This window comes from Nakamurella lactea DSM 19367, from assembly GCF_000426645.1.
In the GTDB taxonomy this organism is placed as follows: Bacteria; Actinomycetota; Actinomycetes; order Mycobacteriales; family Nakamurellaceae; genus Nakamurella; species Nakamurella lactea.
The window spans coordinates 47886-61404 of the sequence record NZ_AUFT01000012.1 but is presented as its reverse complement, the minus strand read 5'-3'; the positions used below and the strand labels follow the sequence as shown (position 1 = coordinate 61404).

Below are 13519 nucleotides of genomic sequence, written 5' to 3'. Positions count from 1 at the left end.
TGTCCACAAGACGGGGATGACGGTTGCCGCCGGCTGGCACCACGATGATCCGGTCGATGTGATGTTCCTTGGGCCGCGATCGATCAGCCGTCGTAGCTGGCCTGCCGCACCGCAAACACATTGCGGTTACCCGCGCCCTCCTGCAGCGACCACAGCAGGTCCGGGTTCTTCGAGTCCTCCCAGTAGGAGATGCTCTCCCCATAGCTCACCCAGTTGTAGCTGCTGGCGGCCTTGCCAGGCGCCCAGTAATAGAGCAACTTGTAGTGCGACGAGTTGAACCACCAGCGGCCGTTGTGCGAGGCGACCCCGTTGACGTAGAAGTACGGCGTCTGCAGGGCCTGACTGGCCTTGGTGGTGGCGGCAAACGCGGTGCTGCCGCTGGCGAATGGGAAGCGGACCGCCTTGGCCGCGCGGGTCGGCGCCGACTTGCAGGCGCCGCTCGGCGTGTTGCTGACGCAGGTGTACTCGCTGACCACCAATGACTTGCTCGCCCGGTCCAGCGAGATGGTCGACCACAGCAGATCGCTGCTGGACGTGTCGGTGATGGTGCCGATCTGCGGCAGCACGTACTTGTAGTTGTGCGCCTTGTATGTCTTGCCGTCGGATTGGCGGCCGATCAGCGATTCGCTGCCAGTAGTGCTGGTCACCAGGATCTTGCGCATGTCGAACACCCGCAGTCCGTGGCTGGTGTCGGCGACGTAGAGATAGTTGCCGTACCAGACGATCCCGCCGGCGTGCACGTTCACGTCCTTGAAGCTCGGCTTGGCCGCGGTGCCGGTCGGTTCGACCAGCAGGATCTTGCGATACTTGTTGGCGTAGGTCGCATCCCAGTCGACCAGGGTGATCCGGCTGCGTGCCCCGCTGCCGCCGCAGCTGGTCTTGGTGTACCAGCTGACCATCACCAGTTGATGCCCGTCGTAGTTCCCGCTGCCCGCGCCGCCGACCGCGTCGCGGCTGGTGGAGATGCCCTGCGGGTAGCTGCGACAGTCGCTGTTGTCGGCGCTGTCGAAGCGGAATCCGGTCTCCAGGCCCGGCAGCGAAAGGTTCTGCATCGCGGTCCGGGAATGATTGGCATCGTTCATCACCGTGTGCACGTACGCATTCGGCAGCTTGGCCGCCAACGCCGAGTAGAGAGAGTTGTACTTCGTGTAGTTCGCCGACAGGTGATACGGCGAGGTGCTGATCGTTTTCGGCGCCGCCACGGCGGCCGCCGCCTGGGGCGGCTGAGTGAGCACCACGCCCGCCGCCGTCACCAGCATCGCAGCGGTTGCCGCCACGATCCGTCGCATACTCCTCATATTCCGACCTCCAGAAAGGTTCGTCGAAGCTGCGGGCCAGCGTAGGGCGGCAGACCGCTGTCAGCACCGCTTTTCCGGCCGATCACCCGTCTGCCTGGAGCAGATCGACGAACAGTGACCAGGGCCGGCGCTGACATCGGCCACCAGCTGACCCGTGCGCACCGAGGGCGTAGCAGGGTTGTCCCGGGGCCGGGACAACCCTGCTACGCCCTCTTGGGACAACCCTGCTACGCCCTCTTGGGACAAGACTGCTACGCGGTCCTGGGCTGGACGAAGACGGCGACCGTCCGACCGGGAACGGTCACCGAATCGGTTGCCACCGAAGAACTCTTGACCACCGGGTCGGCGCCGGCGGCCTGGATCGGGCTCAGCCGCAATGCTGATGCGCCGGCAACGGTGACGGTCTGGGCGTCCGGAGAGGCGTTGAAGACCACCACGATCCGCTGCAACGACCGGTCGATGTCCCTGCCGACCCGGTCGTCGATCTGCATCGCGATCACGCCAGGCGCCTGGTCGGGACCGGAGGTCAGGAAGCTCACCTTCTGCCCGATGGTGGCGGCGTCGCCCAGCCGGAACAGCGGTGACGAGTACCGCAACTTGAGCAGATCCTGCGCCCCGGCGGTCGCCGCGGCGATGTCCGCGGGCTGGGGCACCAGCGCGGCGTCGGCCAGCAGCGGACGCATGTACGGCCACTTGGCCTCGTTCGCCGCCTTCGGCGGCAGTCCGGACCCGAAGGTGGACTGCTGCCCGGTCCAGTCGATCCGGTTGAACCAGTCGCCCGAGTTGTAACTGTCACGGTCCAGCGACTTGGACCGCAAGAGATCGGTCCCGGCGTGCCAGAACATCGGGCCCTGGCCGAGCGCCACGGTGGCCAGCGACAGGGTGTTCATCCTGACCCGGTCGGCCATCGGGGTATCGGCAGGGAGCTTGTAGGCGAGCACGTCGAACAGGGTCTCGTTGTCGTGCGCGTCGACATAGTTGATCGTCTCGGACGGTTCGGCGGTGTAGCCGGTCGGGGCACCGTTGTAGTCGATGTCCTTGCCCCGCACGGTTTCGCCCTGCGCGTTCACCAGCTGATAGTTCGCCAGGTTGCCGACCAGACCGACCTTGATCCGATCCTGATCGGCCAGCAGCGTCGCCTTCTGCTCGTCGGCGGATCCGTTGGCATCACTGCTGTTCGGGTCGGTGAACAGCCCGGTGCCGAAGCCCTGCTTGCCGGGGTTGTCGTCGAACGGGCCGCCGCCGCGCACCGAATCCCGGAGCCGGTCGTTGAAGGTGCCGACCCCGGTGCCGGCCATGTTCTGCTGGGTGGCCTGGACGAACAGGGCGTCGTCAGCGACCTCACCGAAGTTCCAGCCCTCGCCGTACAGGTAGATCTTCCTGCCGTCCACCCCGTCCCGGTGCAGGGTCAACCGGTCGAGTGCGTGCCGCACGTCCAGGATGGTCTGCTTGGGCATGTGGCCCATCAGATCGAAGCGGAAGCCGTCGATCTTGTACTGCTTCGCCCAGGTGACGATCGAGTCGACGGTCAGCTTGTTCATCATCGCGTGCTCGGTGGCGGTGTTCGCACAGCAGGTGGAGGTCTCCAGGGCGCCGGTGGCCGACAGTCGGTGGTAATAGCCGGGAACCACCTTGTCCAGCACCGACTTCGGGTCCTGGCCCGACGCGGTGGTGTGGTTGTAGACCACGTCCATCACCACCCGCAGGCCGATCCCGTTGACGGCCGAGACCATCTGCCGCATCTGCAGTGTGCGGGCGGTTCCGTCGGGGTTCGTCGCGTACGAACCCTCCGGGGTGGTGTAGTGCCACGGGTCGTAGCCCCAATTGAACCCGTCGGTGTCGGCAACTGCCGACGTGCAGGCCTGCTGCGCCTCGCCGGCCGGGTCGGCGGCGGTCAACGCCGGCAGATCGCACTGCGGCGTCTGCTGCTGCGACCGATCCTCGTTGATGGTGGCGATGTCGAACACCGGCAGCAGGTGCAGGGTGTTCAATCCCGCCTGGGACAACGCCTTCAGGTGCTGCATTCCGGCGCTGTCCGGATGGGTGAAGGCCAGGAAGGTGCCGCGCTCGGCGGCCGGCACCGTCGTGTCGGAGATGGAGAAGTCGCGGACCTGCAGCTCGTACACCGAGGTGTCCGACGGCTGCGGCAGGTCGGGTTTGCGCAGCCGGTCCCAGCCGGCGGGCTGCAGCGATCTCGCGGACAGGTCGGCAACTACCGACTGCGCCGAGTTGGTGGTGAGTGCCACGCTGTACGGGTCGGTCACCACGTTCCGCTGCACGCTGTCGGTCTCGGGAACGTAGACGGTGACGGCGAACAGGTAGCGCGCATCCTGCCAGGACGACCGGCCGCGCACGCTCCACACCCCATCGGAGTCGCGCCGCATCGGGATCGTCTGCTGCGCAGTCGATCCAGCTGGCGTCAGCAGCAGCTCCACCGACTTCGCGGTCGGCGCCCACAGCGCCAACTCCGGGTTGTTGCCGTTCCAGGTGGGCCCGAGTTCGGCCTTCGCCGCCTTCGGATACAGCGCGTCCAGCAACCACGGCAATTGCACACCGGTGGCGTCGATCAGCGTGCCGGCGTCGTCGTAGGCAGCGACCACCACCTGCCCTGAGGTGATCTGCTCCAGCAGCCGCTTGTCCCGGCTCACGTAGTCCGGTAACCGGAGCGCGTCATAGCCGGACAGGTTGGGGTGCTGGGCCTTCAATGCCGCCGACAGGCCCGCCGGGTCCCGGGTCAGCGCGACGGAAGATCCGCCGGTGACCGCGGTGGCGTCGATCCCGAGCCCGCCGGTAGCCGCGTAGTGCAGCCGGTAGTGGTAGGTGTTCGCCGCGGCCGGCAGATCCCAGGCGATCACCGACGTGCTCAGCGCCTGTGCCTTCGACTGTCCCAGGTCGGCGGCGGTGGAGGCCGACGACGTCACCGTCAGCACGTGGGTGGCCAGCACGTACGAGAAGGTCACGACGGCGCCGTCGGTCACGGTGTAGGCGATGTTCGCGCCGTTCGGATCGCCGCCGGCGCCGTAGCTTTCGTCCCAGGACAGGCCGTGGGCGGCCTTCACCTCGTAGCTTCCGGCCGGGATCTTGGCGGTGGAGAAGGTGTAGGTGCCGTCGCCGTCCGGGTCCTGCAACCAGGGGCGCATGCAGTCCGGGGCCCAGTCCGCGGAGCAGCCCAGCTCGGACTGCGCCGAGCCCGGCGCGGTGACGATCGGTCCCTCCGCACTGCTGGTCACCCAATGGGTGGACGGGTCGTAGTAGAAGGTGACGGACCCACTCGCCGGCACGCTGATCGCGATGTTGCCGCCGTCCCGTTTGGCGTTGGCGCCGTAGTTCTCGGTCCAGGAATCGTCGATCGCCGCCTTGTACTGGAAGGCGCCGCCCGCCGGCAGCGTGAAGGTGCCCTTCCAGATGCCGTCGTTCGTGTCCAACGTCAGGTGCGCGGCGGCGCAAGCGGGATCCCAGTCGCCGCCGCAGCCGATCTCCGAGTCCAGGTCGCCGGCGATGGTCACCGAGGTCGGCTGGGTGGCCGGCGGATCGTTCTGCGCGGTCCCGCCACCGGTGGACGACGCTGCGGGATCGCCGACCACCGCACTGGTCGACACGGCGGACATGTTGCCGGAGTTGTCCCTCACCAAGGCACGGTATTCCAGCAGGCTGCCCTTCGGCATCGCGGCGACGTCCTGGTAGACCCGATAGGGCGGGTTGTCGTCGGTGCCCAGGGTGTGCCAGCTGCCGGTCCCGGCGGCCCGCCAGGCGAACGTCACCTGGTTGAAACCGCCGCCCGGAACAGCCACCGAGATCGGCGCCCGGCCGCCAACGGTGCCCTCGGATCCGAGACCACCGGGGCTGACGAACACCGGCTGCGGCGCCGCCTTCGAGTGCTTCAACCTGGTGTCGGCCTTCCACACCAACGACGACAGCGCCGGAACGGTGACGGTGATCCGGCCGTCCTTGGCCGTGGTCGCCGACTGCGCGCCGCCGTAGATGCCCCGGTACCGGGTGTTGGCATTGAAGGTATCGAAGCTGACGGTCTTCGGCTCGGTCGCGTTGTTGCTCGCCACCAGGTACTCGACCTGCTGATTCGCGTCGATCCGGCTGACGGCGAAAACCCCTGCGGCATTGGAGGAGTACCGCGGGATCTGGGCTCCGTCGGCCAGCGCCGGATTGTTCGCCCGGAGCTTCGACAGCTCGGCGATCTTGCGGTACAGCGGCTGCCCGGTGTTGTAGTTGTCCACCGCCGTGCTACTGCTGGAGCCGATCAGGGTGTCGTCGTTGTAGCTGGCCACCTTGCTGGCGAACATGTCCTGCCGGGCGTCCTTGTCCCCGCCGTCACCGACGAAGCCCTGCTCGTCGCCGTAGTAGGTGACCGGCTGGCCCCGGGTGAGGAACATCAGCTCCTGGGTCAGCTCGTCCCGCTGCAACAGGTCGGCACCGCTGTGCCCGCCGGAGGACAGGAAGTAGCCGATGCGACCCATGTCGTGATTGCCGAGGAAAGTCGGCGAGGAGTAGGCGTTGGAGTCCGGGTCGGTGTAGTAGTCGTCGGCGGCGTACAGCTTCGCCAGGTCCCCGGTCGGCTGCCCCAGACCGAAACCGGTTGCCCTGGCCTGGAATCCGAAGTCCAGGGTAGCGGGCAGGGTGCCGGCGGTCGTCCAGTAGGACATGTTCGCCGGGTCGGCGTCGTAGACCTCGCCGAACTGGAAGAACTTCTTCTTCCCGACGGTCGCCGCCGCCTGCTGCATTGCCGGGATGAACTTCTGCCAGAACTCCACGTTGACGTGTTTGACGGTGTCGATGCGGAAGCCGTCGATACCGAATTTGGCCCAATACGCGTAGATGTCGATCAGCCCGTCGCGGACCACCGGCTGCTCGGTGAACAGGTCGTCGAGGCCGGAGAAGTCGCCGTACCGATCCCCCTCGGTGCCGTCGAACGCCGCATTGCCCCGGTTGTGGTAGTACAACGGATCGTTCAGCCAGGCAGGCACTTTCACCGTCTTGTCTGCCTCGGAGCGGAAGTACGGGGTGTACGGGAACGAACTGGTGTTCAGGGTCGGGAAGGTGCTGCCGGCGGCGTAGGCGTGGTCGTCGAAAGCGACGCCGTTCGCATCGACGTACGGCGTGCTGGCCTTGTCGATGTACTTGTAGCTGTTCGCCGGGCCCTGCCGGTAGTCGATCACGTCGGCCGTGTGGTTGGTGATGATGTCGAAGAAGACCTTCATCCCCTTGGCGTGTGCCTTGTCGATCAACGTCTTCAGATCGGCGTTACTGCCCAGGTGCGGGTCGATCTGGGTGAAGTCGGTGATCCAGTAGCCGTGGTAGCCGGCACTGACGTCGGCGCCGGATCCCTGCACCGGCTGGTTCTTGAAGCTCGGCGTCAGCCAGATCGAGGTGGTGCCAAGCCCTTTGATGTAGTCGAGCTTGCCGGTGATGCCCTTGAGATCACCGCCGTGGTAGAAGCCCTTGTCGGTCGGATCCAGGCCGGTGGTCAACCGGTCGCCGGTCAGTCCGCCCGCATCGTTGGCCTTGTCGGCGTTGGCGAACCGGTCGGTCATCACGAAGTAGAAGCGTTCCTTGGTGAGGTTGTCGCGCAGGCTGCTGCCGGCCAGTTGCCGGTCGGCGGAGGTCACCGTCGAGCTCGGGGTGGATTCCGACGACAGCGTGACCAGGTGGGTCTGCGGGTCGTACCTGAAAGCGACGGTCGCCTCGGCCGACAGCACCAGCGGGATGTTCGCGCCGTTCGCCGCGCCACCGAGACCGTAGTTCTCGTCCCAGGAGTGCCCGATAGCGACCTTGAACTCGTAGTTGCCGGCCGGCAGCGACAGCGACCCGGTGTATGCGCCATCCGCCGTCGCCGTCAGATCCGTTGCGGCGCAGGCCGGATCCCAGTCGGCGGCGCAGCCGGCCTCGGTCTGCAACGAGCCGGCCAAGGTGACAGCGGGCGAGGGCGCTGCGGCGACCGTCGCGCCGGCCGCGGGCGACGCCAGCGCTGCGGCTGTCGGAGCCAGCAGCAACGAGCCGACCAGGACACCGGCGGCGGTCGCGGCGACCGCACGGCGGCGGATCCGGGTACGAGAGGCAAGGCGCCGGGGCTGGATTCGAATGCGGGCAGACAACATCACGGACTCCCTGGTGCCGCCGGCCGGCGGCGTTCGACGACGAGACGAACGGCGGATCGATTCAGTGACAGTAGTCACAGTCAGGCGGACCCGGCAACCACCGAATCGACCGATCCCGACGTGGCCGCCGGCCGCACCGACGGCAGCGGCGACGGCGACCTACCGCCGCTCGAGGTCGAACAAGTGCCCGCTGCCGGAACGGTCCATCGCCGCCGCCGCGGCACCTCGGGCCCTGCCCTCCCAATCGAGCAGGACGGCGGCGGTCTCGGCCGGCGTCATCGGGGTGAGCGCCGCGATCCGGACGGTCCCGGCCGGCAGTTCCAGCTCGATCGGCAGTTCGGGCGATCGCTTGCCGATCAACACACCGAGCGTGCCGTCCGGTCCCTGCCATCGCTGCGGCAGGGCGGAAACGGTCACCGACATGGTGTGCAAGCCCCAGCGCCGATGCCGGTCGGCGATCGACCGGTCCTGCTCGACCATCGCGTCCGCGACCTGGCGCAACGCCTGCACCGCGGGCGTGGCCGCCAGAACGGCCGCCGGTAGGTCGATCGAGTTTCGATCGGCGATCTCGACGAACAGTTCGCCGTCGTGTCCGGTCCGGTACTCCGGTCGCTCGGCGTCGGGGTCGGAGAGCCCGTCGGAGGCGACGATCACCGAGCCGGGGCGGCGGATGATCACCCAGCCGTGCCGGATCGACGGCCAGCGGGGTCCGCCGGCGAAGGCCGGGCCGACCTCGGTGGCGGCGTCGTCGTCGATCAGGCCGAAGTGCCGCCAGAATGCGCGCCGGGCCGCTGCCGCGGCCGTCCGCGCCTGCCCAGCGTGCCCCGCCATGAGCCAACCGTACGGACCGGGGAAGACAACTGACGAAGACATGAGCGGACCCCCGCACCCGTCAGAGCTCCCGGACCCTTGCTGCCTTCCGGCCCTGGGGGAGTTAAGGAGGTGGACGCCGCGGGGGTCCGTCGCCCACTGTACCGAACCGGCGGCCCCGGCCGGCACGCGTGACCGGATCGGCTCCGCACAGGTTCGGGGCACACCGCCCGAGCCGTTACACTTTGCGACGGAGGATTCGACTAGCGGCCTATGTCGCACGCTTGGAAAGCGTGTTGGGTGTCACAGCCCTCACGGGTTCAAATCCCGTATCCTCCGCCACGACGAACACCCGGACCAGAGCGGAACAACGCTCATCGGTCCGGGTGTTCGCATTCAACGACACTCCCCTCACCGCGGCGAACTGGGCCTGGCGTCACGGCCCTCACCGAGCGGATGTGACGGGTCCGTGCCACCATCGGCAGGCCAACGTGACAGCGTTACGGGCAAAAGGTCCATTTCGGGGAAGGATCCGCGACCGCAATGAGGTATCGCGCTAGGCCGACCATGTCCACTTCGACCCCGCGCAGGTCCGGCGCCGCAGTCACGTCCCGGCTGGCGTTCACCGTCGCGCTGGCCGCCCTCGGCCTGATGACACCCGCCGTTCCGGCGATGGCTGCCCCGATTTGCGGGCCATCGGAGGTCGCCGGCGCCTTCAACGGCGCGGCCGACGGCGACACCGTGACCCTCGGCTGCGACGTCACCATCGCGACAGCCGACAACCTGCCGCTGGACGTGCCGTCAGGCCGGTCGATCACGCTCGACCTCAACGGGTTCACGTTGGACGTCACCGCCGGCACCGGTCAAGCGGGCATCGGAGTGGCGGACGGCGCCTCGCTCACCATCGACGACGGCAGCTCGCCCAGCACCGGCGCCCTCATCGCCAAAGCCTCCGCCAACACCGGGGCGGGCATCGGTGGCGACGACGACGGTGACGCCGGCAGCGTCATCATCAACGGCGGCACCGTGACGGGCACCGGCGGCTTTCTCGCGGCGGGCATCGGCGGCGGCAACGGTGGCGACGGCGGGAGCGTGGCCGTCAACGGCGGCACCGTCACGGCCACCGGCGGCAGTCAGGCCGCCGGCATCGGCGGCGGCAGCGCCGCCGACGGAGGAAGCGTCACCATCAACGGCGGCACCGTCACCGCGAAGAGCAATGGCTCCGGCGCCGGCATCGGCGGCGGCAGCGGTGGAAACGGAAGCACCGTCACCATCGGCGGAGGCACCGTTACGGCCACCAGTTCGAGCGGCGCCGGCATCGGTAGCGGAAGCGGGAACGCCGGCGGCCCCGATCTGGCCGGCGGCGACCTCAGCGTCGTGTCGCCGGCCGTGGTGACGGTATCCGGCCGTGCGGGGAACGCCATCGGTAGCCAGAGCGACCTCGGAACGGTCAACAACTCCGGCACGCTGACGCTGCCGGCGGGCGAGTCCATCGACCTGAAGGACGGCACTCTCACCAACAGCGGAACGCTGACCAACGCCGGAACCATCAGCGGCACCGGCACTCTCGCCGGCACGGGAACGATCGCGAACACCGGAGCGATCTCCCACACCGTCACCGTCGGCAGCGGCCAGACGGTCACCGACCACCACTACGGGCTGAGTTTCGAGACCATCGACGGCGAGGTGAACTGGAACGGTGCGACGCCCTGGAGCATCGTCGACGGGCCGACGCTCGAATCGGTGGGCCGCACCACTGCCGACTTCCCGACAGCCACCAAGGCCGGCTACACCTTCACCGGCTGGTTCCTCGACACCGGCGGGACGGCATCTCTCGTCACCGACACCACAACGTTGCCCGGCACCAGCGACGGCAGCCCTGTCCCGATCACCCTGCATGCCGGCTGGAGCAGCGACGGCCCCGCATGTACCTCGGCCGGCTTCGCCGCCGACTTCAACGCCGCCGCCGACGGCGACACCGTCACCCTCTGCGGCGATCTCACTATCGCCCCCGACGACGATCTGTCCCTCGCCGTGGCGGCCGACGCGTCCATCAGCCTCGACCTCAACGGGCACACGCTGAACGTGACGGGATCCATCGATCACGCAGGCATCACAGTTCCGGCAACCACGTCGTTGACCATCGGTGACGCCAGCGAATCCGGTACCGGCGAGCTCGTGGCCGCGGCCGGACCGACCACCTTCCCAGGCCAGACCGGCAACGCCGGCATCGGTGGGGGCAGCAGCGGCGCCATCACGATCAACAGCGGAACCGTGACCGCGACCGGTGGCCTTGCCGCTGCAGGCATCGGCGCCGCCTACCGGGAATCCAGCGGACCCATCACCATCAACGGTGGAACCGTCATCGCCACCGGTGGCTGGAACGGTGCCGGCATCGGCAGCGCCGATTACGGGCAGGTCGGCCCCGTCGTGATCAACGGCGGCACCGTGACCGCCACCGGCGGCGCGCCCGACCAGGAGATGGGCGCCGGCATCGGCGGCGGCAGTCGCGGTCAGGGCGTGGACCTGACGATCAGCAGCCCCGCGGTGGTGACCGTCGCCGGCGCCGACGGTTACGCCATCGGCGGCAGCCTCGGGCTCGGAACGGTGACGAATGGGGGCACGCTGATCCTTCCGGCCGGCGAATCCATCGATCTGATGGACGGCACGCTCACCAACAACGGCACCATCAGCAATGCCGGAACCTTCAGCGGCACCGGCACTCTCACCGGCACCGGCGACATCGACAACGCCGGCGCGATCACCCATACCGTCACCGTCGGCGACGGCCAGACGGTGACCGACCACCACTACACACTGACCTTCGACGCCAACAATGGCGAGCTGGACTGGGCCGACGCGACGCTGTGGAGCATCGTCGACGGGCCGACGCTCGAATCGGTGGACCGCACCACTGCCGACTTTCCGATGGCCACCAGGGCCGGCTACACCTTCACCGGCTGGTACCTGACCACCGGCGGCAGCTCGGCTCGGGTCACCGACAGCACCACCTGGCCCGGCACCAGCGAAGACGGCACTCCGGTCGCGCTGACCCTCAAGGCCGGCTGGGACCGGCCGTGCACTGCGGCAGGCTTCGCCGCCGACTTCAACGGCGCCGCCGACGGCGACACCGTCACTCTCTGCGGCGACCTCACCATTGCGGCCGGCGACAACCTGCCGCTCGCCGTCGCGTCCGGCAAGGCCGTCACCCTCGACCTCAACGGGCACGCGCTGAACGTCGCCGGCGGCGACAACCAGGCAGGCATCGCCGTGCCCGTCGGTGCGTCGCTGACGATCAAGGACACCAGCTCTCCCGCCACCGGCTCGCTCACCGCCTCCGGCGGTTTCCTCGGCGCCGGGATCGGCGGCGCCAACAGCAGCAGCGGCACGATCACCATCGACGGTGGCACCGTCGTCGCCGAGGGCGGAATGGACAGCGCCGGAATCGGCGGCAGCAACGGCGATGCGGGCACCATCACGATCAACGGCGGCGTGGTCACCGCGACCGGCTACGTCGACTGCGACCGGGCCGGATTCGAAAACTGCTCCGGCGCCGGGATCGGCGGGGCGGGTACCGGTCGAAGTGGCACCATCACGATCAACGGCGGCACGATCGTCGCGTTGGGTCAGGGCTGGAGCGCGGGAATCGGCGGCGGCGGCGCCAGCGGCGGCTCGAACGGCGGCACCATCCTGATCACCGGAGGCGACGTCACCGCGACGGGTGGGGACAACGCCACCATCGCCGGTGCCGGCATCGGCTCCGCCGGGAGCCGCACCGCCGGCCCGGTGACGATCACCGGAGGCACCGTGCACGCCACCGGCGGTCGGGGCAATTCCCACAATTCCGGCGGAGCCGGAATCGGATCGGGCGGGCAGGCCGGGGCAGCCACCGGCGATATCACCATCAGCGGCGGGAACGTCACCGCTGTCGGTGGCTCGATCGATGGCTCAGATCCTGTCGGCGGCGGCGCCGGCATCGGCGGCGGTGGCAACTCTGCCGGCCCGACAGTCACCATCAGCGGTGCGGGGACAACAGTGTCGGCCGCTGGCAGCAAGGGCGGCGCCGGCATCGGCGGCGGCGGCTGCGGTGCCGACGAGTCGCACGGCAACGGCGGCGACCTGACGGTCGGCGCGGGTGCGACGGTCACTGTCACGTCGCACGGCGGCAACCCGGTCGGCAACGGCTACGGATCCACCGGATTCGGGACGCTCGACAATGAAGGCACCATCTTCGTGAACAGCCTGCAGATCATTCCGGCGGACGTCACGGTGACCAACGACGGGACGATCACTGCGAGCGGATCGTTCATCAACCGCGGCACCATCAAGGGCAACGGCGCCCTGAACGGGACCGGCACCATGGTGAACCCCGGTGCGATCTGGCACACCCTCACCGTCGGCGATGCCCTGACCGTGCAGGATCACCACTACCAGCTGAACTTCGACGCCAACGATGGGGTGGAACCAAACGGGGCGCAGCCCCTCCGGATGGCCGGCGCGGCAACGGCACTTCGCATCGTCAACGGGCCCACCTTGGGTTCCGTCGGCCTGACCATCACGGACCTGCCCGCCGCCACTCGCGCCGGCTACACCTTCATCGGCTGGTTCCTCGACGCGGACGGAGCCACCGCCCTCACCGACACCACGACGTTGCCCGGCTCCAGCAGCGACGGCACCCCGGTCCCGATCACGCTCTACGCCGGGTGGGAGCTGGCGTCACCGCCGACCACCCCCACCACCACGTCCACCACGTCCACCACCTCCACCACGACGCCAACAACCCGCAGCACGCCCAGCCCGCAGCCGACGACTCTCACCGTGACCACGACCGACCTTCCGGACGGGACGGTCGGCGCCGGCTACCGGGCTGCCGTGACGGCAACCGGCGCCGCCGACGGCATCTACCACTGGTCGGTGACCGGCGGCGCGCTGCCGGACGGGTTGCAGCTGTCCGACGACGGCGTCATCTCCGGCATCCCGACCAAGCCGGGCACCTTCACCTTCACCGTGTCGGTGAACGATCCGGCGACCGCCGAGCTGACGATCGTGGTGAGGCCGGCAACCGACGCCTCATCGACGGGATCGCCGTCCTCCAGCGCGGGGCCGTCCTGGACCGCTCCGCCCAGCACAACGGTCCCGCCGGCCGGCGGCGAGCTACCGGTGACGGGCGTTTCCGGCGCGCTGCTGCAGACGGGCATCGCCGGACTGTTGCTGGCGCTGGCCGGGGCGCTCTTCCTGATGTTGGCATCGCGTCGGCGCAGCACCGGGAGTCACCGCTGACCTTTCTCCGGCAGGTCCCAG

The 13519-nt window shown here is 68.6% G+C and carries 4 protein-coding genes, 1 tRNA gene and 1 other RNA gene; 2 read left to right on the top strand and 4 right to left on the bottom strand.

The window, feature by feature from the left end; genetic code table 11:
• Positions 1-83 precede the first annotated feature (83 nt).
• The 4 genes from K340_RS0113555 to ffs form a co-directional block, all read right to left on the bottom strand.
• Positions 84-1277 carry a hypothetical protein gene (locus tag K340_RS0113555; RefSeq protein WP_211229427.1) on the bottom strand — a complete coding sequence of 398 codons (1194 nt, stop codon included), beginning with the start codon at positions 1275-1277 and terminating at the stop codon, positions 84-86.
• A 272-nt stretch (positions 1278-1549) separates the two neighbouring features.
• On the bottom strand, positions 1550-7408 hold the full coding sequence (gene pulA / locus K340_RS0113550) for a pullulanase-type alpha-1,6-glucosidase (RefSeq protein ID WP_084614420.1): 5859 nt from the start codon (positions 7406-7408) through the stop codon (positions 1550-1552).
• A 159-nt stretch (positions 7409-7567) separates the two neighbouring features.
• A complete protein-coding gene (locus K340_RS0113545) occupies positions 7568-8239 on the bottom strand; it encodes a hypothetical protein (RefSeq protein ID WP_029137114.1) in 672 nt (223 codons plus the stop codon).
• 38 nt (positions 8240-8277) lie between these two features.
• Positions 8278-8374: signal recognition particle sRNA small type (gene ffs, locus K340_RS35170), an RNA gene on the bottom strand.
• A 96-nt stretch (positions 8375-8470) separates the two neighbouring features.
• Here ffs and K340_RS0113540 point away from each other — a divergent pair.
• Together K340_RS0113540 and K340_RS0113535 are read left to right on the top strand one after the other, a co-directional pair.
• A tRNA-Ser gene (locus tag K340_RS0113540) sits at positions 8471-8560 on the top strand.
• Between the two features lie 225 nt (positions 8561-8785).
• Positions 8786-13498 carry a beta strand repeat-containing protein gene (locus tag K340_RS0113535; RefSeq protein ID WP_029137113.1) on the top strand — a complete coding sequence of 1571 codons (4713 nt, stop codon included), beginning with the start codon at positions 8786-8788 and terminating at the stop codon, positions 13496-13498.
• Positions 13499-13519 lie beyond the last annotated feature (21 nt).

Coding starts and splice junctions, on each gene's coding strand:
- pulA (WP_084614420.1), bottom strand. CDS start 7,408: ATGTTGTCTGCCCGCATTCGAATCCAGCCCCGGCGCCTTGCCTCTCGT.
- K340_RS0113545 (WP_029137114.1), bottom strand. CDS start 8,239: ATGGCGGGGCACGCTGGGCAGGCGCGGACGGCCGCGGCAGCGGCCCGG.
- K340_RS0113535 (WP_029137113.1), top strand. CDS start 8,786: ATGTCCACTTCGACCCCGCGCAGGTCCGGCGCCGCAGTCACGTCCCGG.